Origin of the sequence: Thioalkalivibrio sp. ALMg9 (genome assembly GCF_000380625.1) — a bacterium.
GTDB lineage: Bacteria > Pseudomonadota > Gammaproteobacteria > Ectothiorhodospirales > Ectothiorhodospiraceae > Thioalkalivibrio > Thioalkalivibrio versutus.
This window is the reverse complement of sequence record NZ_AQYC01000009.1, coordinates 485,918-509,098: the sequence shown is the minus strand read 5'-3', so window position 1 is coordinate 509,098 and position 23,181 is coordinate 485,918. Positions and strand designations below refer to the sequence as shown.

At 66.1% G+C, this 23,181-nt stretch carries 21 protein-coding genes and 1 other RNA gene; 2 read left to right on the top strand and 20 right to left on the bottom strand.

The annotated features are described in order from the left end of the window. Window positions 1-17: 17 nt before the first annotated feature. The 20 genes from flhA to purL all read right to left on the bottom strand — a co-directional run bounded on the left by flhA (window position 18) and on the right by purL (window position 22,298). Window positions 18-2,120 (bottom strand): flagellar biosynthesis protein FlhA, encoded by a 2,103-nt coding sequence (gene flhA / locus F792_RS0111490; protein WP_018169728.1) that lies wholly within the window; start codon window positions 2,118-2,120, stop codon window positions 18-20. Beyond that, entirely contained in the window at window positions 2,120-3,271 is a 1,152-nt protein-coding gene (flhB, locus tag F792_RS0111485; RefSeq protein WP_018169727.1) for a flagellar biosynthesis protein FlhB, read from the bottom strand. Before flhB ends, flhA begins: the two co-directional genes overlap by 1 nt. A gap of 1 nt (window position 3,272) precedes the next feature. Beyond that, window positions 3,273-4,046, bottom strand: coding sequence for a flagellar biosynthetic protein FliR (gene fliR / locus F792_RS0111480; RefSeq protein ID WP_018169726.1), 774 nt, complete (start codon window positions 4,044-4,046; stop codon window positions 3,273-3,275). A 4-nt stretch (window positions 4,047-4,050) separates the two neighbouring features. Then, window positions 4,051-4,320 (bottom strand): flagellar biosynthesis protein FliQ, encoded by a 270-nt coding sequence (gene fliQ, locus F792_RS0111475; protein ID WP_018145748.1) that lies wholly within the window; start codon window positions 4,318-4,320, stop codon window positions 4,051-4,053. 9 nt (window positions 4,321-4,329) lie between these two features. Further along, complete coding sequence (gene fliP / locus F792_RS0111470) at window positions 4,330-5,082, bottom strand: flagellar type III secretion system pore protein FliP (protein ID WP_018169725.1); 753 nt, start codon at window positions 5,080-5,082, stop codon at window positions 4,330-4,332. Beyond that, complete coding sequence (gene fliO / locus F792_RS0111465; RefSeq protein WP_026304831.1) at window positions 5,082-5,528, bottom strand: flagellar biosynthetic protein FliO; 447 nt, start codon at window positions 5,526-5,528, stop codon at window positions 5,082-5,084. The genes fliP and fliO overlap by 1 nt, the downstream gene beginning before the upstream one ends. Window positions 5,529-5,530: 2 nt before the next feature. After that, complete coding sequence (gene fliN, locus F792_RS0111460; RefSeq protein ID WP_018169723.1) at window positions 5,531-6,133, bottom strand: flagellar motor switch protein FliN; 603 nt, start codon at window positions 6,131-6,133, stop codon at window positions 5,531-5,533. A 10-nt stretch (window positions 6,134-6,143) separates the two neighbouring features. After that, entirely contained in the window at window positions 6,144-7,118 is a 975-nt protein-coding gene (gene fliM, locus F792_RS0111455) for a flagellar motor switch protein FliM (RefSeq protein ID WP_018169722.1), read from the bottom strand. Between the two features lie 10 nt (window positions 7,119-7,128). Then, entirely contained in the window at window positions 7,129-7,626 is a 498-nt protein-coding gene (gene fliL, locus F792_RS0111450; protein ID WP_018169721.1) for a flagellar basal body-associated protein FliL, read from the bottom strand. Window positions 7,627-7,936: 310 nt separating this feature from the next. After that, window positions 7,937-9,025 carry a flagellar hook-length control protein FliK gene (locus F792_RS0111445; RefSeq protein ID WP_018169720.1) on the bottom strand — a complete coding sequence of 363 codons (1,089 nt, stop codon included), beginning with the start codon at window positions 9,023-9,025 and terminating at the stop codon, window positions 7,937-7,939. Window positions 9,026-9,090: 65 nt separating this feature from the next. After that, the gene (fliJ, locus tag F792_RS0111440; RefSeq protein WP_018169719.1) at window positions 9,091-9,537 is read right to left on the bottom strand and encodes a flagellar export protein FliJ; all 447 of its coding nucleotides are present in this window, start codon (window positions 9,535-9,537) and stop codon (window positions 9,091-9,093) included. Then, window positions 9,534-10,913, bottom strand: coding sequence for a FliI/YscN family ATPase (locus F792_RS0111435; RefSeq protein ID WP_018145756.1), 1,380 nt, complete (start codon window positions 10,911-10,913; stop codon window positions 9,534-9,536). The genes fliJ and F792_RS0111435 overlap by 4 nt, the downstream gene beginning before the upstream one ends. Next, window positions 10,910-11,632: a FliH/SctL family protein gene (locus F792_RS0111430; RefSeq protein ID WP_018169718.1), complete on the bottom strand. Its 723-nt coding sequence runs from the start codon at window positions 11,630-11,632 to the stop codon at window positions 10,910-10,912. Before F792_RS0111430 ends, F792_RS0111435 begins: the two co-directional genes overlap by 4 nt. Next, window positions 11,629-12,639: a flagellar motor switch protein FliG gene (gene fliG, locus F792_RS0111425; RefSeq protein WP_018169717.1), complete on the bottom strand. Its 1,011-nt coding sequence runs from the start codon at window positions 12,637-12,639 to the stop codon at window positions 11,629-11,631. Before fliG ends, F792_RS0111430 begins: the two co-directional genes overlap by 4 nt. Next, window positions 12,629-14,302, bottom strand: a complete 1,674-nt coding sequence (fliF, locus tag F792_RS0111420; protein ID WP_018169716.1) for a flagellar basal-body MS-ring/collar protein FliF — start codon at window positions 14,300-14,302, stop codon at window positions 12,629-12,631. The genes fliG and fliF overlap by 11 nt, the downstream gene beginning before the upstream one ends. Before the next feature lie 32 nt (window positions 14,303-14,334). Next, a complete protein-coding gene (gene fliE, locus F792_RS0111415) occupies window positions 14,335-14,673 on the bottom strand; it encodes a flagellar hook-basal body complex protein FliE (RefSeq protein ID WP_018650164.1) in 339 nt (112 codons plus the stop codon). Window positions 14,674-14,786: 113 nt separating this feature from the next. Then, a complete protein-coding gene (locus F792_RS0111410; protein ID WP_018169714.1) occupies window positions 14,787-16,145 on the bottom strand; it encodes a sigma-54-dependent Fis family transcriptional regulator in 1,359 nt (452 codons plus the stop codon). Between the two features lie 211 nt (window positions 16,146-16,356). Next, entirely contained in the window at window positions 16,357-17,736 is a 1,380-nt protein-coding gene (locus F792_RS0111405) for a sigma-54-dependent Fis family transcriptional regulator (protein WP_026304832.1), read from the bottom strand. An 89-nt stretch (window positions 17,737-17,825) separates the two neighbouring features. Next, a complete protein-coding gene (locus F792_RS0111400) occupies window positions 17,826-18,362 on the bottom strand; it encodes a PilZ domain-containing protein (protein ID WP_018169712.1) in 537 nt (178 codons plus the stop codon). 60 nt (window positions 18,363-18,422) lie between these two features. Then, a complete protein-coding gene (gene purL / locus F792_RS0111395) occupies window positions 18,423-22,298 on the bottom strand; it encodes a phosphoribosylformylglycinamidine synthase (RefSeq protein WP_018169711.1) in 3,876 nt (1,291 codons plus the stop codon). A gap of 133 nt (window positions 22,299-22,431) precedes the next feature. Between purL and ssrA the strand changes: the two genes are divergently transcribed. Together ssrA and F792_RS0111390 are read left to right on the top strand one after the other, a co-directional pair. Beyond that, window positions 22,432-22,792: a transfer-messenger RNA gene (gene ssrA, locus F792_RS14715) on the top strand. A 118-nt stretch (window positions 22,793-22,910) separates the two neighbouring features. Then, window positions 22,911-23,135, top strand: coding sequence for a hypothetical protein (locus F792_RS0111390; RefSeq protein WP_018169710.1), 225 nt, complete (start codon window positions 22,911-22,913; stop codon window positions 23,133-23,135). Window positions 23,136-23,181: the final 46 nt, after the last annotated feature.

Sequence of the window (23,181 nt, the reverse complement as noted above, 5' to 3'; positions counted from 1 at the left end):
GGCGGAACCCCTATGTCTCATGCGGACTGCTTCGCCGTTTCTTCCTGACCGACCGTGGCCACTACCCGAATCCGCCGGTTGTCGGGGATCTCGGTAAACGCCAGGACGGTCAGGCTGCGAACCGCGCCGCGCAACCAGCCGGCAATCCAGGAACGGATCTCCGGTGCCACCACCAGGATCGCCGCTTGACCGGCTGTCTCCTGGCGGCGCGCCGCGTCCGCAACCGAACGCTGCAACCGTTCCGCCAGCCCGGGCTCCAGTCCAACCGTGCCACCCGAGCTGCCCTGCAGGGACTTATGCAAGAGCTGTTCCAGCGATGGGTCCAGGGCAATCAGTGGCAGCTCATCCTCCGGTCCCACAAGGTCCTGGACGATGGAGCGCGCCAGCGCGACGCGCACCGCAGCGGTCAAAGTGCCGGGATCCTGACTCTTCACCCCGTCGTCTGCCAGGGTTTCGGCGATCGTGCGCAGGTCGCGGATCGAGACCTGCTCGGCCAGCAGGTTCTGCAACACCTTCAGCACGATCGAAAGCGACAGCGTCTTGGGCACGAGGTTCTCCACCAGCTTCGGCGAATGCCGCGCCAGCTGATCCAGCAGGTGCTGTGCCTCCTCGTGCCCGATCAAGCGGTGGGCGTTCTCTCGGAACACCTGCGACAAATGCGTCGCAATCACCGTGGAACAGTCGACTACGGTATAGCCGGCGCCCTGGGCCTGGTCGCGATCCGACGGGTCGATCCACAGGGCATCCAGGTTGAAGGTCGGGTCCTTGGTCGGGGTACCCGGGACGGTGCCGAAGACCTCGCCCGGATTGATCGCCAGTTCGCGATCGGGAAACACCTCGGCCTCCGCCACAGTGACGCCCAGCAGGCTGATCCGGTAGGCGTTCGGGCTCAATTCCAGGTTGTCGCGGATATGCACCGGCTGCAGCAGGAAGCCGAGCTCCTGCGACAGCTTGCGGCGCACGCCCTTGATCCGGCCCATCAGCTGGCCGTCCTGGGTGCGGTCCACCAAGGGGATCAGGCGGTAGCCGACCTCGAGGGAGACCAAGTCCACCGGCGGGACATCTTCCCAGGTCAGGTCGCGATCCTCCGAACGAGCCCCGCCTTCGTCTTCCTGCGGGATGCGCTCCACTTCCACCTCGGCCTCGCGGCTCCGGCGCTTGAGCAGGTAGGCCCAGCCAAAGATCAGCGCCGCCAGCCCCAGGAACACGGCGTTCGGCATGCCCGGCACGACGCCCAGCGCGCCGATCACGCCACCGGCGACGTACAGGACCCGCGGGTTGGAGAACATCTGCCCGTACACCTGCTGGCCCATGTCCTGGCTGCTGGTCACGCGGGTCACGATGATCGCGGTGGCGGAGGACAGCACCAGCGACGGGATCTGGGCAACGATGCCGTCGCCGATGGTCAGCAACACGTAGTTGGTCGCGGCATCGCCGATCGACATGCCGTGCTGCACCGCACCGATGGTGAGCCCGCCGATGATGTTTACGAACAGGATCAGGATCCCCGCGATGGCATCGCCGCGGACGAACTTGGAGGCACCGTCCATGGAGCCGTAGAAGTCCGCCTCGCTGGCGATCTCCTCGCGGCGCTTGCGCGCCTCTTCCTGAGTCAGGATGCCGGCGTTCAGGTCGGCGTCGATCGCCATCTGCTTGCCGGGCATGGAGTCCAGGGTAAAGCGGGCGCTGACCTCGGATACACGCCCGGCGCCCTTGGTCACCACCACGAAGTTGATGATGATCAGGATCGCGAACACCACCAGCCCCACGGTGTAGTTGCCGCCGACCACGAAGTCGCCGAAGGCCTGGATGACCTTGCCGGCGGCATCCGTGCCGGTGTGGCCTTCCAGCAGGATCACTCGGGTGGAGGCGATGTTCAGCGCCAGACGCAGCAGCGTGGCGACCAGCAACACGGTCGGGAAGACCGCGAATTCCAGCGGCCGCGGGGTGTACACCGCAACCATGATCACCACCAGCGACAGCGCGATATTGAAGGTGAACAGCACGTCCAGCGCCAGCGGCGGCAACGGCAGCACCATCATCGAGAGCATCGCGATCAGCAGGATCGGCGCCCCCAGCCCCCACTTGCCCACGTTACCCAGACGGTCAAAGAAGGCCATTAGCGATCCCTCCTCTGGCCGCGCTGCTTGTCAGGATCCAGATAGTCCTCGGGCACTGGAAGGTCATCCGGCATCTGCGCGTCGGCATCGGCCCGCTTGAGCTGGTAGACGTACGCCAGGATGCGGGCCACGGCCACGAACAGACCGTTGGGCACTTCCTGGTTCAGATCGGTGGTGAAGTAGATGGCGCGGGCCACGCGCGGAGCCTCGACGCGGATGATCGCGTGTTCGTCCCCGACTGCACGGATCGAGGCGGCCACCTCGTCGACGCCCTTGGCCACCACCTTCGGCGCTGCCATGCGCGAGGCCTCGTAGACGATAGCCACGGCATAGTGGGTCGGGTTGGTGATGATCACGTCGGCCTTGGGGACCTCCTCCATCATTCGCCGCTGCGCCATCTCCTGCTGCAACTGGCGGATCTTTTGCTTGACCTCCGGCTTGCCGTCGGTCTCCTTGTACTCGTCCTTCACTTCCTGCCGAGTCATGCGCAGCTGTTTCTGGTGATTCCACATCTGGAACGGCGCATCGATGGCCGCTACGACGATCAACGCCGCGGACACCGCGATGAACGTTCCCAGCACCAGCTGGGCGGCATGGCTAATGCCCTGATGGACCGGTTCGTAGCCAAGCATCAGCAGCCGGTCGGAGAAGGTGGCCAGCACGGCGACCGCGACACTGCTGATCAGTACGAACTTGGCGAAGGTCTTGCCGAACTCCATCAGCCCCTGCCAGGAGAAGATTCGCTTGAGGCCCTTCCCGGGATTCAGCTTGGAGACCTTGGGCGCGGCGGCTTTCCAGGAGAAATTGGCGCCGCCGATCACGATCGGCGCGAGTACCGCGGCGACGATCAGTACGCCGAACAACGGGAACAGGGTCCGCAGGGTACGGAAGATCTCATCGGCCAGATAAGGCAATAACAGCGACGAGTCGTAGGCCATTTCGCGTTCGAAATCCAGGCGACTGCTCATCTGTTCAGTAAGTTGCGCCCCCATGTTCGGGCCGTACATCAGCAGGAAGCTCCCGCCCGCCATCAGCACCAGAAAGGTGCTCAGCTCGCGCGAGCGCGGGACCTGCCCCTTCTCCTTCGCCTCGCGCAGGCGTTTCGGAGTGGGCTCTTCGCTTTTTTCCTGTCCGCTCTCGTTCTCGGCCATCTCAGAAGCCCATCCGGGTCTGCATCAGGTTGAAGCCCTCGAGCATCAGCTCGCCGAAGCGTTCGGGCAGGCCCGGCAGGATCAACATCATCAGCACGAACCCGATCAGGATCATCATCGGGAAACCCACCGCGAAGATGTTGAGTTGCGGGGACGCGCGGGTGATGACCCCCATGGAGATATTCACCAACAGGAGCGACGCAACCGCCGGCAATGCCACCAGCACCGCGCCCACAAACATCGTGGAGCCGAAGGCCACCAGGGCGTAGAAGGCCTCGGCGTTCAGACCGGTCGGGGCGATCGGCATGGTCTCGAAGCTGGTCAACATCAGCTCCAGGGCGATCAGATGGCCGTTCATCGCCAGGAACAGGAGGGTCGAGAAGATCACAAAGATGGTGGAGACCACCGGGACCTGCACGCCCTGGGCCGGATCCATGATCGAGGCAAAACCCAGGCCCATGCCCAGTGCGACCACCTCGCCCGCCTGAGTCACGGCCGAGAACACCATCTGCAGAATGAACCCCATGAACACGCCGATCGCGACCTGGTGCAGGGTGACCAGCACGCCCTCCAGGCTGAGCGGATCGATATCCGGCAGGACCGGCCCCTGCATGGCCACGAAGATCGCCAGCAACAGCGCCAGCCCCATGCGCACCCGCGCATTGACCGTATCCGCACCGAAGATCGGCATGGCGACGAGCATGGCGCCAATGCGGGCGAACGGCCACAGGACCGCCCCCACCCACAGCACCAGCTGTTCCGCCGCCAGGGCCATATGCCTACCCCACCATCCCCGGCGCACCCTCGTAGAGGCGCTCGGTGTAGTCGATCAACAACGCCAGCATCCAGTGCCCGCTGATCAGCAGCGCCGCGAACATCGCCAGCAGCTTGGGGATGAACGACAGGGTCATTTCCTGTATCTGGGTCGCTGCCTGCAGCATCCCGATGGTCAGACCCACGGCCAGCGCCGTCAGCAGCGGCGGCGCGGCCAGCAGGACCACCACGGTCAGCGTCTCGCGACCGATGTCCACAACGAGTTCGGGTGTCATCGCGCTCTCCTACACGAAGAAACTGGTGGCAAGGGTGTTCATCATCAGCGCCCAGCCGTCCACCAGAACGAACAGCATCACCTTGAACGGCAGCGAGATAATCAGCGGGGAGAGCATCACCATCCCCATCGACATCAGGACCGAGGCCACCACCAGGTCGATGATCAGGAACGGGATCAGGATCAGGAAGCCAATCTGGAATGCGGTCTTCAGCTCGCTGGTAATGAACGCTGGCACCAGCAGGTTCAACGGGATTTCATCCGCCTCCTCGAATCCGTCGATCCCGTTGATCTCGGCAAACATCGCGATATCGCTTTCGCGGGTATGCATCAACATGAACTCGCGCAACGGCTGCACCCCCGCCTCGATCACCTCCTCCGTCCCGATCTCCTCGTTCACGTAGGGCACAAACGCGGTCTCGTAGATCTCGTCGAGCACCGGGGCCATCACGAACAGGGTCAGGAAAAAGGCCAAACCGATCAGGATCTGGTTCGAGGGCGTCTGGGTCGTGCCCAGGCCCTGGCGCAGGATCGCCAACACCACAATGATCCGGGTGAAGGACGTCATCATGATCAGGATCGACGGCAGCAGGGTCAGCAGCGTCATCAACAGGATGATCTGCAGCGTGACCGAGTAGGTCTCGCCCCCGTCTCCGTTGGTGGTCACGGTCAGGGCCTCGATACCCTGCGCCACTTGGGCCCCGGCGAGGCCCGGCAGGAGCAGCAGGCCCAGTGCCAGCGCGAACCGCAGGAACAGCGCCATCACGACTGCCCCCGCTCGCTGCTACCGGGCGGAGCCCGGCGGGTCACGGCGCGCTTGAGCGCACTGGAGAAGTCCGGGGTCTCGCCTACCGGCGCCACCACGGACTCGCGCATCGTGTGCAGGGTGCGCATGCCGGAAGGCGCCACGCCCACCAGCACCTGTTCATCGCCCACCTGCACCAGCACCAGACGCTCGCGCGTGCCCACCGAGCGTGCCGCGACGATCTCGATCACCTGCGAGCCGCGGTTCAGTCCGCCCTGGGTCCGGCGCAGGATCCAGCCCAGCACCACAATGGCACCGATCACCAGTACCAGACCGCCGATTAGCTGGGTCAGATAGGCCGCGGCCCCGCCACTGCCACCCTCCGCAAGGGCAGTCAAAGGCCAGAGGGTCCCCGTGACGGCCGCCAGGACGAGGGCCGAACTACGCGTATTACGTGGATTCATGGCTATTTGAGCTTGCGGATGCGCTCACTGGGGCTGATCACATCGGTCAGCCGGATACCGAACTTCTCGTTGACCACCACGACCTCGCCATGAGCAATCAGAGTGCCGTTCACCAGCACGTCCAGCGGCTCCCCGGCCAGACGGTCCAGCTCCACCACCGAGCCCTGGTTCAGCTGCAGAAGGTTGCGGATCGGGATGCGCGTGCGACCGATCTCCATGGCGATGGTCACCGGCACGTCCAGCACCATCTCCAGGTTCATCTCCTCGCCGTCGCCCTGCACCACGCCCGACAGTTGTTCAGGCTGCAGCGCCTCCGCGGCCGAATCCGGCTTGTGCTTGCGTTCCTTCTTCTCGGTCTTCGGCGCCGCTTGCGCGGACGCGGCACCCCCACCGCCTTGCGCTTCGTTCAGCAGGGCGTCCGGGTCGGCGGCCTCTTCGTCATCCTTCTGCTCGGCCAGGGCGGACTGTTCCGCCAGAGCGGCCCCCCATTCGTCGGCCAGCGCCTGGTCGTCGCTACCGCCTTCGGTCTCGGCCATGGTTTCAGCGCCCGCGGTATCTTCATCCGCGGTCGGGGTGTCCTGTTTGGGATCGTCGGTGTCAGCCATGCTGCGCCCTCTATCGTTTGATGATGCGTTCCGAAACCTGGATCGCATTCATGCCATTGGATACGCCGAACTTCCCGCGGAACATCGGGATGTCTTCGACCTGCAAGGTGATCTTCTCGGGGAGGTCCACCGGGATGATGTCGCCCGGCTGGATATCCAGTAGCTCGCGCACGGTGACCTCGGTCTCCGCCAGCATGGAGCTGATCTCGACCTCGGCGGTCTGGATCTCCTCCTGCAGCGCGTGCATCCAGCGCTGGTCGACGTCGGAGCGATCCGACTGGATGCCGGTATCCAGCTGCTCGCGGATCGGCTCGATCATCGAGTACGGCAGGGTCACGTGCAGGTTGCCGCCGCCCCCGTCGAGCTCGATGTGGAACTCGCTGATGACCACGATCTCGGTCGGCGAGACGATGTTCGCGAACTGCGGGTTGACCTCGGAGTTCAGGAACTCAAACTTCAGCTCCATCACCGGCTGCCAGGCCTTCTGCATATCCTCGAAGGCCCCTTCCAGCACGCCGTGGACGACCTTCATCTCCATCGGGGTGAAGTCTCGCCCCTCGATGCGGGTGTAGTAGCGCCCGTCGCCACCGAAAAAGTTGTCGACCAGGATGAACACCAGCTTGGGATCGAACACGAACAAACCCGTGCCATGCAGCGGATGCGCCCGCACCAGATTCAGGCTGGTGGGGACAAACAGCGAGTGCATGTACTCGGAGAACTTGGTGATACGGGTGCCGACCACCGAGATCTCGGCCGAACGACGCAGCACATTGAACAGACGGACCCGGAGCTGACGCGCAAAGCGCTCGTTGATCATCTCCAGCGTGGGCATGCGCCCACGGACGATGCGATCCTGCGTGGCAAAGTTGAATTCCCGCGCCTGACCATCACTCGGATACGGGTCTTCGGTCTCGACGTCGCCCTCGTCCACACCATGCAGGAGGGCATCGATCTCGTCCTGGCTGAGGATATCCGTCTGCGCCATAACGGGGCTCCTACTGCATCACCAGTTCGTTGAACAACACGGCCTCGACCGCGTCCGGCGCATCCCGCGAGCGCAGAATCTCGCGGATTGCTTCCTTCAGCTCCTCCGCCAGCGATTCCTTGCCATCACGCGTATTGAGATCCTCGTAACGCTGTTCCGCCAGGATGCCCAGGAGGTCGTTGCGGATCGCCGGCATATGCCGCTCGAACGCCTCGATCACCGGCGCCTCGTGGGTCACCAGGCTCACCTCGGCACGCAGATACCGGATGCGGCCCGGCGCTTCGATGTTGACAGTCATCGGCTCCAGGCTGGTGTAGAAGCGCTCGGGGGGGCCTTCCTCCACCTGTTCGGCAGCCTCGTCGCCCGCAACCAGGAAGAACCAGGCCGCAGCGGCCCCGCCGCCCACCAGCAGGATCACGATCAGCAGCAGCACAAGCAGCTTGCCCATGCCGCCCTTCTTCGGGGTGCCGCCTTCTTCGTCGTCCAGATTGACTTCCTTCTTCGCCATGTCGCACCCGCTATCCGGTAAACCGAGGATTTGCTCTCGGAAAAGACCTTAGCAAGGCAGATGCCAGCATTGTCTTTCTATCGCTTTATCCGATAGTTAGCGACCAATACTGGAGGAGGCTGAAGGACACTTCGGGGGAAGGAACGGGCGATAACGTCAAGAATCGGCCGCCCGCCGCGCGGGAAAGACGGATTCTTGGCGGCACTCACAGAAAATCGCTACGACAGCGAAAGGGGCCCGATGGGGCAGGTCACGGACACCGCCGGCCGCCCATCGGATATCGCAAGACCGAGCCCGCGCCGGGCTCGACTCAGGCAAACAAATCCAGGCGCCGATTCAGCATCGAGAGCGTGCTGCCCTCATTCTCGTTGTCTTCGGCCTCGGCCAGCTCCGAAGCGGCCCCGGCGGCGGCCTGGCGCTCATCCTGCTCGGCCTGCTCCTCGGCCGCCTGGTCGGAGACGGTCGCGTCCTCGAGCATCAGCCCGCTCTCGGCGAGGCTGTCGCGCAAGCGCGGCATGGCCGCCTCCAGCACCTCGCGGGTCACCGGATTGGCGCTGATGAACTGGATGCTTGTGCGGTCACCCTCGACCAGCACCCGAATATCCAGACTGCCCAGCTGCGGGGGATGCAGTTTGAGCTCGGTTCGCCCACCCTGTGCCTGGGCGAGCATGCGCACCTGATCGGCCAGCTCGCGGGCCCCATTGGGCTGCTGCAGGAGCCGGGTCAGGTCCAGTCGCGGCAGCGCACGCGCGGCCTCCGCCCCCTCGGCCTGCCCACCGGCGAGAGCCGGCAGGACGCCCCCCAGGGGGTCGGTACGCCCGCGGCGCGACTCGTCGTCCCCGCCCTGGGTCATCCACTGGGCGAGGACATCGAGCACGCCGTCCCGCGACAGCCCGCCCTGCGCGCCCAGCAGTTCCGGCTTCAATGCGGCCAGGCCGTCGCGCCCGCCCGCCGCCTGGCTGGCCTCGACAAACAGGCGCATGACGGCTGCAGGCAGGGGCTTGACCGGCAACGCCTGGCCCTCGGCACCCCCGCGGCCGGAGGCGCCCGCCTCCCCACGGGCCGCGTCCATACGCCCCGGTTCCTGCACTGCCGCCATCAGGCTGGCGACCGGCAAGCCCTTGCCCCCCGCCTCGTCGCCCGCGGCGAAACCCTGCCCGTCGAGTAGATCCTGCAGCCGCGCCAGCATGGCTTCCAGATCGAGCCCTTCCAGCTCGTCTCCAGGCACCCCCAGGTTCGCCAGCAAGGCCTCCATCTGCGGCTCCAGAACCGCGAGGAACCCCTCGCCGTCCTTCCCTTTCAGCCCCTTCAGGCCGTCCAGGTCCTGCAGCGATGCCTCGCCACCCAGCAATTGCAGCAGCGGCAGCATGCCCTGACCGGTGTTCTGTGTCGCGATCATCTCCGAATCCTCGGTGTGCCGGGTGGATCCCCGGGCCCTTGCCCTAATCGATAGTCACGGTCCATTCAAGAACCTTGCCAACGCGACGCTTCCTCGCGCGCATGAGCCTGCCGCGTGGCCCACATATCCTGTTCGGTTTGCTGGCGCCGGGCGCCGTGTTGCGCCGTCTCGGCCTTCCGGCGTTGCAGCAGCTTTTCCAGCGACAGGCTGTTGCGGTGGCGCTCCAGCCACTCCTGGCGCGCGGTCTCCACCTGCGACTCCGCCGCCTGAATGCGCAGGTCCTGTTGCTCCAGCGCCGAGCGCAACTGGTCGCGCATGCCCGCCAACCACTTGAGGGCGTTGGCGTCATCCGGAAGGGTCGCCTGCAGATACTCGCGCTGATAGGTTTCCAGGCGCTCGCGCTGACCGGCAATGCCATCCAGTTGCTGCAGACGTTCACCCAGCTGGCGGGTGGCCTCGCTCTCCTCGATCCGGCGCAGGCGCAACAGTCGTTCCAGGCGCTTCGGGTTCATGCCGCCCCGCCAACCAGCGCCAGCAGGTCATCCCGCGCCCGGTCAAAACCGACGGCCTCTTCGCGACCCTGCGCCAGATACGCCTCCAGGCGCTCGTGCATCGCCACTGCCTCGTCCAGGTGCGGGTCGGCCCCCTTGCGATAGGCCCCGACCGCGATCAGATCGCGGTTCTGCATATAGGTGGCCGAGAGGCCGCGGAAGCGGCGCGCCGCCCGCTCGTGTTCCGGCGAGATCAGCGACGACATTACGCGCGAGACCGACGCACCGACATCGATCGCCGGGTAGCGCCCGGTCTCTGCCACCTCGCGCGACAGCACGACATGGCCGTCCAGGATCGCGCGCGCGGCGTCCACGATCGGATCGTTCTGGTCATCGCCCTCGGCGAGCACGGTATAGAAGGCGGTAATCGAGCCGCCCCCTACGTCGCCGTTGCCGGCGCGCTCCACCAGTTGCGGCAGGCGCGCAAATACCGATGCCGCATACCCCTTGGAGGCCGGCGGCTCGCCGATCGCCATCGCGATCTCGCGGGCGCCCTGGGCAAAGCGGGTCAGGGAATCCATCAACAACAGCACGTGCAGGCCCTGGTCCCGGAAATGCTCCGCAACCGCAGTGGCCACCCAGGCCCCGTGCTGGCGCAACAGCGGCGACTGGTCCGCCGGCACGGCGACCACCACCGTGCGCGTGCGCGATTCCTCGTCGAGGATCTCGTGGATGAACTCGTTCACTTCCCGACCGCGCTCGCCGATCAGCCCGACCACGATCACGTCCGCCGTCGTGTTGCGCGTCATCATCCCCAGCAGCACACTCTTGCCGACCCCGGATCCGGCGAACAGACCGAGGCGCTGACCACGACCCACCGACAGCAGACCATTGATTGCCCGGATCCCCACATCCAGCGGCTCGCGGACCGGTGCGCGTTGCAGCGGGTTGATCGGCCGCCCGGCCAACAGCCCAAAATCATGGGTGCGGATCGGGCCTTTTCCGTCCAGCGGCTGCCCGTTGGCATCGATCACGCGGCCCAGCAGCCCCTCCCCGACCGGAATCTGACGCTGGTTATCCAGCGGCTCGATGCGCGCGCCGGGCGTCAGGCCCGCCGCGATTTCCTCAGGCATCAGGAACGTGCGTTCATTCTGGAAACCGACGACCTCGGCCGGCACCGTGTCTCCGTTCTCGCCGTGGATCAGCGCGCGCCCCCCAATGGGCAAGCGCAGGCCTTCCGCCTCCAGCGTCAGGCCGGTCAGGCGCGACAGGTGACCCTCCGACTGCGGCGGATTGACCCGCTCGACCCGCCCGCGCGACTGCTGCAGACGATCCAGCAAGCCACTACTCAGCCGTTCCCGGCCCTTGCGGCGGACCTCGTCGATCGGGGTACTCATGAATCCTCCGGGGCCGCGCTGTCCACGGAATTGGCGGACTGGTGATCTTCCTCGTCGGGTGCGCCGTCCATCTCCGGATAGTCGCCATCCCAGAGGGCTTCCACCGCGTGTTGCAGACGCCGCTCGAGACTTGCGTCGACACTTGCCGCGCCCGATTCGAGGCGACAGCCGCCGCGCGCAAGTCCCGCGTCCGGGACCCAGGTGATACGCGCATCCGCCCGCTCACCATAGGCCTCCACCAGCGCCTGGTCCTCCGGGTTCAAGTGCACCCGAACCTCCTGGTTGCGCCCGGGAAGCTGGGCCAATGCCCCCTCCAGGACCGTCCGGATCTGCTCCGGTCGCGTCTCCAGCTCGCTCTGGACGACCTTGCGTGCAAGCGCCGTCACCAGCGCCAGCAACTCCGGCTCCAGGGCATCGGCGGCATCCGCCAGGGGGTCGGCAAGCCCGCCGGCCACGGATTCCAGCACGGCGACCGTCTCCCGCAGTTTCTTGTCCTCACGCGCCCGGGTGGCCTTCTCGGCTTCTTTCTTGCCCAGTTCATGCCCCTCGGCATAACCGCCCTCGAACCCGTTCTTGCGGGCCTCGTCCTCGATCGCCTCGATCTCGGCGGCCGTGGGCAGGCGACGCGGGGGGTGGACCCCATTGTCGCCAATCTCCGGCGGCTCCCACCGCGATGCCGCCGCGTCGGTGTAAAGCCTGGCCGCCGGGGCGTCGGTCACAACATCGCCTCGCTACCACCGCCACCCAGCACGATATCGCCGTTCTCCGCGAGCCGGCGGGCCACGGACAGGATCTCCTTCTGTGCGGCCTCGACCTCGCTGACCCGGACCGGCCCCTTGGCCTCGAGGTCTTCGCGCAGCATCTCGGCCGCGCGCTTGGACATGTTGCGGAAGATCTTGTCCTTCATGTCGTCGTCGGCACCCTTCATGGCGAGCACCAGCGATTCCGTCTGGATCTCGCGCATCAGCGTCTGGATACCGCGGTCCTCGATCTCCACCAGGTTCTCGAACACGAACATCTCTTCCTCAATCCGCGAACCCAAATCGGAATCGGACTCCTTGATCGTATCCATGATCTCCGCCTCCCGTGAGCCCTCCATCAAGTTCATGATGTTGGCCGCCGAACGCACGCCACCCAGCATCGACGTCTTGCTCGCGGCATTGCCGGAAAGCTGACGGTCGAGGATCTCGTCCAGCTCCTGCAGGGCCTGGGGCTGAACGCCATCCATGGTCGCAATGCGCATCACGATGTCGGACTGCACCCGCGCGGGCAGGTACTGCAGGGTGTCCGAGGCCTGGTCGGAGTCGAGGTGGGAAAGAACAATCGCCACGATCTGCGGGTGCTCGTTGCGCAGCATGTCGGCGATCGCCCGTGGATCCAGCCACTTGAGGGCCTCGATTCCCTTGGAATTGCGTCCCAGCAGGATGCGGTCGATCAGGCCCGAGGCCTTGTCACCCAGCGCGCTCTCCATGACGCTGCGCACGTACTCGTCGGCACCCACGCCCAGCGCCGTCTGTTCCTGCACGTGAGTGGAGAACTCGTGCAGCGCCGCGTTCACGTCACTGCGCGAAATGCGGTCCATGGAGGCCATCGCGGTGCCAATCTTCTGCACCTCCTTGGGCCCCATGTGGCGCATGACCTCGGCCGCCGCGTCCTCGCCGAGGCTCATCATGAACACGGCGGCGCGCTCGGCACCTTCCTGTTTGGCGTTCTTGTCAGCGGCCATCGTCACCCAACCACGTCTTCATCACCTGTGCCACGCGCTTGGGGTCCTCGCGGACCATCTCGCGCACCGCCTCCAGATCCATCTCCTGCTGGTCCGGCCCCTTGGGGCCGGTCAGCGCGGCCACGGCCGAACCCTCGCCCTGGCCCATCCCCATGCCCGTCTCGCTGCCCGCTGACTCGTCGGTCAGCGCTTCGCGATCTTCCTCGCGCCGCGGCGGCGGCGCCGGCCGCTTCATCAGATGTTTCATCGCCGGACGCACCACCGTCAACAGGATAATCAGAGCCAGCAGCAATGCCGCCACGATCTTGACCACCTCGAGGAACCAGGGTTGTTCCCAGAACGCGATTTCGTCCGCCGCCACCGCCTCGATGGGTGCCTCGAACGGGGCGGTCACTACATTGATCGTATCCCCCCGTTCGGCATTGAATCCAACCGCCTCGCGCACCAGCGCTTCGATGCGTTGCAGTTCCTCCGCATCCCTCGCCACCTGCACGGTCTCGCCGTCCTCGTTGACCTCCTGGCGGAAGTCCACCACCACGGCCGTGGACACGCGTTGCACGCCCCCCGGCATCTCGCGGATATGGTTTATGCGGCGATCCACCTCGTAGTTGCGGGTGATATTGGTGCTGCGGCTGCCCGGGAGCGCCGCGGGCGGGCCATCACCCTCCTCGCCTTCCTCGCCGACAACCCCACCGGCGGGCGGCTGGTTGGTCAGCGCCCCGGGGACACCCCCGATACCGCCCTCGGGTCCCGTGCGCTCGTCCTCGCGGGTCTGCTCGGACCGCAGGGCAATCGTCTCGGGATCGTACAGTTCCTCGGTGCGCTCGACGCTCGAGAAGTCGATGTCCGCGTTCACCTGCACCCGTACCTTGTCGCGCCCGACGATCGGAATCAGCAGGTCACGGATACGGTCGGTATAGCGGGTCTCCACGTCGCGGGTGAAACTCAGGCGGTCGCCACTACCACCCATGCCCGTCTCGCCGCCATCCTGGGTCAGGAGCGTCCCGCTTTGGTCCACCACGGTGACCCGATCAGGATCCAGATCAGAGGTGCTGGACGCGACCAGATGCACGATCGCACCGACCTGCGACTCGCTCAGGGACCGCCCACCGCGCAGGTGCACGACCACCGACGCGCTGGCCGGGCGCCGATCACGCACGAACACCGACTGCTCACCCTCGGCAATGTGCACACGCGCCCGGTCCACCGCATTCAGCGATGCCACGGTACGCGCCAGTTCGCCCTCCATCGCCCGATGGTGGCGCGCCCCCTCGATCATCCGGCTCGTACCCAGGCCGGTATCCTCCTGCAGCAGCTCGAAGCCCATGTCGCCCGAACGTGGCAGGCCTTCGCCGGCCAGCTGCAGCCGCGCACCAGCCACCTCGCCCTGGGGTACCTTCACCTGCCCCGTCGTGGAATCGACCTGATACTGAATACCGGCCTGCGAAAGGACTTGCACAACCTCCGCCGCATCCTCCGAATCCATACGCGGAAACAGCGGTACGTAGGTCGGGCGCAGCGCCCAGTACAGCAGCGCCACGATCACCACAATGGCACCCGCCAGCATGCCGATCAGGGCCAGCTGGCGGCCCGCAGGCATCCCGTTAAACTCCTTGATCCCGCCGGTCACCACCGCGGGCAGGGATTGTGCATTGTCGGCCATCGTCCGTTCTCTCCTTCAGCCCGATCGGCCGATCAGACCTGCATCCGCATGATTTCCTGATACGCCGTCAGCAGACGGTTGCGCACCTGGTTGGTCGCCTCGAAGGCGATGCTCGACTTGCTCATCGCGGTCATCACCTGCGGCAGGCTCACGTTGTCGTCGCCCAGCTCGAAGCGCGTCTGCAGATCGGTCGCCTGCTGCTGCACCTGATTGACACCCCGTAGCGACTCCGTCAGCACGTTCTGGAAGTCCGTGCCGCCGACGCGCTGGGGTTCGCGCGCCTGCTGGGCCGCATTCGTGTTTTCCACGCCGTTGGCTTGCGTCAGTTGACGCATCTGCTGCAGGACGTTCTGGATTTGCATCTCGCTCATGCTCACTACCCCCGGGGCGTCTTGTTACGCCGGCCGACCGACCACGACGGGCCCGTCGTATTTTCGTGTTCGACAGAAACTCTCAAGCAATCCATATGCCAGGCGACTGCACACTAGCCCGACGCGGGCACCGCAAAGCCGTGCTCGCGCAGACGCGCAATCTTGTAACGCAATGTTCTGGGGCTGATTCCCAGCCGGTCGGCGGCCTCCTTGCGCCGCCCGCCAGACTCGCGCAGGACGTTCATGATCACCCGGCTCTCCTGCGTCTGCAGGGTCTGCTCCAGCATCGGTGTCGGGTTCTCGTCATCCGGCTTCGATTGCGCCCCGGTGGTCACCTCGCCGGCCCCGGTACTCCAGGGATTCACCATGTCCGCATCCAGCCAAACCGACTCTGCACTCACCTGCGGATCCGCGTTGTCATGCAATGTGACCGCGCGTTCCATCACGTTCGCCAGTTCGCGCACGTTGCCCGGCCAGTCGTGTTCGCGCAGCCGTCGTTGTGCGCCGTCATCCAGGGTCTGGAGCTGGCCGCCACTCAGGCGTCGGAGCAAGGCCTCGCCCAAGGGCACAATATCTTCCGCACGCTCGCGCAGTGGCGGGATGCACAGGGGAAAGACGTTCAGTCGGTAGTACAGGTCTTCGCGCAGATGCCCTTCGGCCACGGCCGCGTGCAAATCCCGATTGGAGGTCGCGATCACGCGCACGTCCACGCGCTGCGGCCGCCGCCCGCCCAGGGGCTCGACCTCGCGCTCCTGCAGCGCACGCAGCAGCTTTGCCTGCAAATGCACCGGGATCTCCGTCACTTCGTCCAGCAGCAATGTGCCGCCGTCGGCCCGCACAAACTTGCCCGGTCGTGCCTCGACCGCGCCGGTAAAGGCGCCCTTGGCATGCCCGAAGAGCATCGCCTCGAGCATCGCCTCGGGCAGTGCGGCGCAGTTGATCGCTTCGAATGGTCCCCGTCGCCGCGGCGAGCGCGCGTGCAGCTGTCGCGCCAGAACCTCCTTGCCCACCCCCGACTCACCGGTAACGAACACGGTTGCCGTGCTGCCGGCAATGCGCGTAACGAAGCGATCGATGCCGCGCATCACGGGACTGCGTGTCACCAATGCAGGGACCTCGAGCGACGGCTCCGGTCGCACCCGCGGACGCAGCCACCCGGCCAGCTCGTCCGCCATAAGCGGGAGCGCGAAGTGCGCCTCCAGCCCATGTCGCATCGCGGCCAGTTCCTGATCCTGGCTCGCGTCGCGGCTGACTGCCGCCAGCGCTGCCGTGGCATGGCTCAGGGCATCCCGGGACAGGTCCGCAGGGTGCGCCAGCAGAATGACCGCCGGGGCGGATACCTCCAGGGATTGCACCAACTCGCCGGCAGTACACGTCTGCAGACGCACCCGCGGGATCGTGGCCAGCACCTGGACCACGGCCTCTCGCAGTTCGGGTTCGGCATCCACCAGCAGGATCGTGGCTCGCGACATGAAGTTCTTCCCGTATCGATTCGGGGAAGATCTAGCAAACATCGCGCCACCAATGCAGGTGATTGGTTTATAGAGGGTTTTTCTGGATCGAACCGGGATTCGTCAAGCCTATGACGCTGGGATCGCCCATCTCGGCTCCCGCGAGTGACGGGATTCCGTCCACTTGAGCACACCGATTTCCGGGCGCGTTCACGCCCGCATTCGCGTCTTCTCAGGCCTTGCCCAGCCCGAACTTGCGCATGCGCTCAACCAGAGTGGTCCGCCGCATGCCCAGACGCCGCGCGGCGCGCGCCACCACGTGTCCCGTCTCGTCCAGGGCACGGGTGATCATGTCGCGTTCCAGGTCGTTGAGGAAGCTGCGCAGATCGACGCCCTCCGGTGGCAGACCACCGGCGAGCAGGTTGGCGCCCGCCGCGGAACCGCCTTCGAAACCATTCGGCGTAGTCGGCGGCAGGGTCAGATCCTCGATTCCGTCCGGACGAACCCGTGGCGGCAGCTGCGCCAGGTCCACCGGTAGATCCGGATAGATGATCGCAAGCTGCTCCAGGAGGTTCGCCAGCTCGCGGATATTCCCCGGCCACGCCAGTTGCCCCAGGTGGGCAACCACCGCAGGGGTCAGGTGGGCGGGGGCCATGCCCTGGTCGCGCAGCCGGTCTTCCAGAGCGGCGATCAGCAGCGGCATATCGCTGGTGCGTTCGCGCAGTGGCGGCAGCTCGATCGGGAATACACTCAAGCGGAAGAAAAGATCCTGCCGGAAGCTGCCATCCGCCACCGCATCATCCAGATTCCGGTGGGTGGCCGCGATGATTCGCGCGCGGGCCGGGATCGACTTGTTGGAGCCGACCCGCTCGAACACCCGCTCCTGCAGTACGCGTAGCAGTTTCACCTGCATCGGCAACGGCATGTCGCCGATCTCGTCGAGAAACAGCGTGCCATCCTCGGCCAGTTCAAAACGGCCAGCGCGCGCGGTGAAGGCGCCCGTAAAAGCGCCCTTCTCGTGGCCGAACAGCTCGCTTTCCAGCAGATCCGCCGGGATGGCACCGCAGTTGACTGCCACGAACGGCTTGTCCGCGCGGTCGGAGGCGTTGTGGATCGCGCGGGCCACGACCTCCTTGCCGGATCCGGTCTCGCCCAGGATCAGCGCCGTGGCATCGGTCCGCGCCACTTGCCCGACCAGGCGCTTGACCGCCTGCATGGTCGGATGCGACCCGACCAGCCCGGGGATATCGTCGTACCCCGGCTCGCGACCGAAGCGCAGCCACTGAAGGACCTGAGAAACCCGGCCAATCGAGAGCGGATGCTCGACGATGCAATCCACCCCGTTGGCCTGCACCTGGCCACCGTCAGTCGGTTGCACGACAACCGGTGCCAGATTCCCGCGCGGCTCCTGCAGGCGCGCGGAGAGTTCGGCGGCAGGTCCGCAAAGCCACACGGCTGCGGCGGGCGTGCCGTCCATCAGATCAGTGGGGTTGGAGTGGGTCTCGGCCTCGCAACCAAGGCAGTTCAGGATCGCACGTGTTGCGTCCGCGGCTCCCGCATCGCCGCTGAGTGCAATGCGCATGGCCTGTTGTTGTTCCCCCGGATCCCGCATCTGTGCCCCGATTGCCGCGATCGGATGCGCCCACCCGAGAAAAGTCCGGGCCGGCATCCAATGGTGTGATCGAATTCGCAGTATCGAGCTTATTTGTGATTGCCGTCAACTTTCTGGCGTTTCCCGGCGACCTCGCGGCGATGCAACCGGAAGATCCAGCGACCAATCGCCTCTTCCAGGGGACCTTCAACCCCTGTCCAGCGAGTCATCTGCAGGCCTCCGCGTGTCGTCGGACTTTCGACGCCCAGGACGCAGGGCTGGGGCAACAGGCGACTGAGATAGACCTCCACGCGGTCACAATCCTCCGGCAACGTGCCCGCTGGCAGCACAATCCCGTGGCCACTGAGCGTCGCCTCCACCGGATCCGGGCGCTCGGGGTGGAGTGACTCCGCGACCAGATGCAACAACAGATCCAGCTTGTGTTCCAGACGCTGCACCTCGGGCGAGGACTCGTCCTCGTGCGGCATCGCTCCGCGCGGGTGCGCGTCGTCGAACAGGTCCAGGCTCTCGATCAGGCGCTGCGCCAGCACAGGATCGGTGGCGGACCGGACCGACGGACCAATCATCAGCGCGGTCGTCACACGCAGGTCATCTCCGAGAAACTCGTCCTGACTGGCGTCATCCATGTGCGCTCCCGCCTCCCTCGTCGCCGGAACAAATGTTTCCGTTATAGACCATGGCGGGCTTCAGCCGACGAACACCCGGGCATTGCGGAACAGCCGCAACCACGGGCCCTCCTCGCCCCAGTCCGCCGGGTGCCAGCTGTGCTGCACGCTGCGGAACACACGTTCCGGATGCGGCATCATGATCAGCGCGCGCCCATCCTCACTGGCGAAGCCGGTGGCCCCGCCGGCAGAGCCATTCGGATTGGCCGGATAAACCGTCGCCGGGGTGTCATCGGCCTCCACGTAGCGCAGGGTGGCCTGATCATGGACCGGCACACCATTAGCGTAACGGGTGCGTCCCTCGCCATGCGAGACCACGACCGGCAGCACCGAGCCGGCCATTCCGTCGAGCAGCACGGCCGGGCCCGGCTCGATGCGCACCTGCGACAGGCGCGCTTCGAACTGCTCGGAACGGTTGCGCACAAAGCGCGGCCAGTGATCGGCTCCCGGGATCAGCGGCGCGAGATGCGAAAGCATCTGACAGCCGTTGCAGACCCCCAGCGTGAAGGTCTCGGGGCGCTCGAAGAAGCCCTGGAACGCATCCCGCAGGGCCGGATGATTCAGGATGGTCTGCGCCCAGCCACCACCGGCACCCAGCACGTCGCCGTAGGAGAACCCGCCGCAGACCGCCATCCCCTGCATCGAACCCAGGTCCTGGCGCCCGTCCAGCAGGTCGGTCATGTGCACGTCCACCGGGGCAAACCCGGCGCGCTCGAACGCCGCCGCCATCTCCAGCTGCCCGTTGACCCCCTGCTCGCGCAGGATCGCAATGCGCGGACGTTCGCCGCGCGCGATCATCGGGCCGGCCACATCCTCGGCCGGATCGAAATTCACCCGCGGCTGCAGACCGCCATCGGCATCCACCCGCGCGAGCTCCTCGTCGGCACACTCCGGATCATCGCGCAGCCGCTGCATCCGCGCCGAGGTCTCCTGCCACTGACGCTGCAGACCGGCACGGTCACCGGTGTACAGATCCCGCCCGTCCTGGCGGATGACGATCTGTTCGTCCTCGCGCAGGCGCGCCACCGGATGCAGGTGCGCCTCCAGCCCGGCCTCCGCGAAGGCGTCGCGCAGCGCGGACTCGGCACCCGCGGCCATCTGGACCACCGCACCCAGTTCCTCGTTGAACAGCCAGGCCGCTACCGGCTGGCCGCCAGGGATCTCCACATCGAGCCCACAGTGCCCGGCGAAGGCCATTTCCAGCAGGGTCGTGATCAGTCCGCCGTCGGAGCGGTCATGGTAGGCGCGCAACAGGCCGTTGCGGCGCAGGGTGCCGATGGCATCGAAGAAGGCGCGCAGGCGGGCGGCATCCACCACGTCCGGGGCGGTCTCGCCGATATGCCCGTAGCCCTGAGCCAGCGCCGAGCCCCCCATACGCGTGCGGCCCTCGCCCAGATCGATCAGCCACAGCCGATCGTCCGCAGCCGGATCCGGCTGCGGCGTCAGGGTCCGGCGGGCATCCGCGACCCGGGCAAAGCCCGACACGATCAGCGATACCGGCGCGTGCATGTGCCGCGCCTGCCCGTCCTCGGTCTCCCACACAGTGCGCATGGACAGCGAGTCCTTGCCCACCGGGATCGATATCCCCAGCGCCGGACACAGGTCCTCGGCAATGGCGCGCACGGTGTCGAACAGGTTGGCGTCCTCGCCCGGTACCCCGGCGGCGGCCATCCAGTTGGCCGAAAGGCGAATCGCATCCGTGCCGCCGATATCGGCCCCGGCCAGGTTGGTCACCACCTCGCCGATCGCCATGCGCCCGGAGGCCGGCGCCGACAGGATCGCGAGCGGCGTGCGCTCGCCCATGGCCATCGCCTCGCCGGTATAACCATCGAAATCCGTCAGCGTGACGGCGCAGTCCGCCACCGGCACCTGCCAGGGACCGACCATCTGATCGCGCGCGACCAGCCCTCCCACGCTGCGATCCCCGATCGTGATCAGGAAGTGCTTGGCCGCGACCGAAGGCATGTGCAGCACGCGCTCCAGCGCCTCCGCCAACGGACAGGCCTCGGGGTCGAAGTCCGTCACCGGCGGCGCCCGGCGGCGGTCCTCGCGGGTCATCAACGGCATCTTGCCCAGCAACATGCCCATGGGCATATCCACCGGCGGCTCGTGGAACAGGTCGTCCTCGACCTTCAGGTGCCCCTCGTCCGTGGCCTCGCCCACCACCGCGAACGGGGCGCGCTCACGCGCCGCCAGGGTACGGAAGGTCTCCAGATGTTCGCGGGCAATTGCCAGCACGTAGCGTTCCTGCGCCTCGTTGCACCACAGCTCCATCGGCGACAGACCCGGCTCGGCCGTCGGCAGGTCGCGCAACTGGATCACCCCACCGCGCCCGGCGTCGTCCAGGATCTCCGGAATGGCGTTGGACAACCCGCCCGCACCCACGTCGTGGATCGACAGGATGGGGTTGCCGGCCCCCAGGGCCGTACAACGGTCGATCACTTCCTGGCAGCGCCGCTCCATCTCGGGGTTGCCGCGCTGCACCGAGGCAAAGTCCAGCTGCTCCGAACTCGCCCCGCTCGCCATGGACGAGGCCGCCCCGCCGCCCAGACCGATCAGCATCGCCGGGCCACCCAGCACGACGATCGGGGTGCCGGCCGGCACATCCTGCTTGTGCACGTGCTCGCCGCGGATCGACCCGACCCCGCCGGCCAGCATGATCGGCTTGTGATAGCCGTACAGGGTCTCGCCACCGGCGGCATCCGGCAGTGCCATCTCCAGGGTACGGAAGTAGCCAGCCAGCGCCGGCCGTCCGAACTCGTTATTAAAGGCAGCCGCGCCGATCGGGCCATCCAGCATGATCTGGCGCGCGCTTTCGATGCGGCCAGGGCGGCCAAAATCCCGCTCCCAGGGCTGTTCGAAGCCGGGAATGCGCAGGTTGGACACGGAGAACCCGGTCAGCCCCGCCTTGGGCTTGGACCCCTGTCCCGTCGCGCCCTCGTCGCGGATCTCGCCACCGGAGCCGGTGGCAGCCCCGGGAAACGGGGAGATCGCGGTCGGATGGTTATGCGTCTCGACCTTCATCAGGATCGCCAGATCCAGCGCCTCGCGACGATACTCGCCGGTAATTGCATCCGGCATCAGGCGCGTCCCTTCATGCCCGGCGATGACCGATGCGTTATCACTATAGGCGGACAGCACGCCCTCGGGATGGCGCGCATGGGTCTGGCGAATCATCCCGAACAGCGTGCGCTCGTCGGCCTCGCCGTCCAGCACCCAGGCGGCATTGAAGATCTTGTGCCGGCAGTGTTCCGAGTTGGCCTGCGCGAACATCATCAGTTCGGCATCGGTCGGCGCGCGCCCCAGCGCGGAGAACCCATCGGCCAGGTAATCGATCTCGTCGGGGGACAGCGCCAGGCCCAGCTCGCCATTCGCGCGCTCCAGCGCCGCGCGGGCATCCTCGCCGAGCTCCACACGCCCCAGCGACCGTGGCGTCTCGTGGTGAAAGAGTTGGGCCGCGGCCGCCGGATCCTCGATCACCCCGTCGGTCATGCGATCATGGAGCAGGTCGGCCAGCGCCTCCAAATCGGCCCTCGCCGCTGCTTCGCCCCCGATCTGCCAGTGGATGCCGCGCTCGATCCGCTCGACCGCGTCCTCCAGCCCGGCATGGTGGGCAATCTCGGTGGCCTTGGACGACCACGGGCTGATCGTGCCAAAGCGCGGGATCACCACCAGTTCGCGCTGCACCGCAAACTGGGGGGCCTCCCAGGCATCGCCCTCGCGCAGCAGGCGCGCCAGCACCGCCTCCTCGTCCGGACTCAGCCGACGGCGAGTCGCCACGAAATAGATGAACCGTGCCGCCAGCGGGCCGGCGCCCGGTACGCTTGCCCGCAGCCCTGCCTCCAGAGCCCGCAGCCGAAACGGCGAGACCGCCGCGCCCCCTTCCACAACCCGCATTACGCTTCCTCGAAACCGGACGTACCGAAAGCCGCGCATTGTACCGGAGGCGCCTGCCGCGCGGGACCGGTACGTGACAGCAATTGCGCTGGTTGGGGAACTCCCAATGCGTTACCCTGTCCATGTAGTACTTGGGGGCGACATGGCTTCGACGCGGGTCGCGAAACCTGAGGTGCATGCCGAGGCTGTAGTGGACCTCGTTAAAACCACTGCAAAAAAATAGTTGCCAACGACGACAACTACGCACTCGCCGCTTAAAAACCGGTAGATGCCGTCCGACTGGAGCCGTGCTTATGCGTCCAGTATCGGGCGTCGACTCTCATAAGATCGTGGTGAAGCGCGCCCGGCGTGGATCCATTAAAACTCAACCGGGATCGCCAGCTACATTCCCTGCCTGTCGGGTAGTCGCTGGTTAAATTAAAAGACAGAATAAGCATGTAGAGCCGAAGGCGGAGGTCCTGCGGACGCGGGTTCGATTCCCGCCGCCTCCACCAAACAAGTAGTAAAATCAGTGAGTTAGCAGCGCCTTCGGGCGCTGTCTATCTTTCTGACTACCTTCCCCGAAAGTGCTCCCCCGGTCTACCCTGTTCACCCATAACAGGAGCACGACCAATGACCGAAACCAATACCCCCGTATGGAACGCCTTCTACGTTGTCCAGGATCGCGACCTCCCCGATGGGCGGCGCCTGATTGGCGATATCGTGGATGGGCCGTTTGATACCCGCGATCAGGCGCACGACGCGCTCGAAGATGGCTTGGCCTCAGGCCGCTACGTCGCCCGCTGGATGGACGAGGGCGACGCCATCGGAGTCGAGGAGCGGCGGTACTTCCGGTAGCAGGCACAAAAAAACCCCGCCGACTGAGGACTGGCAAGCTCTCGTC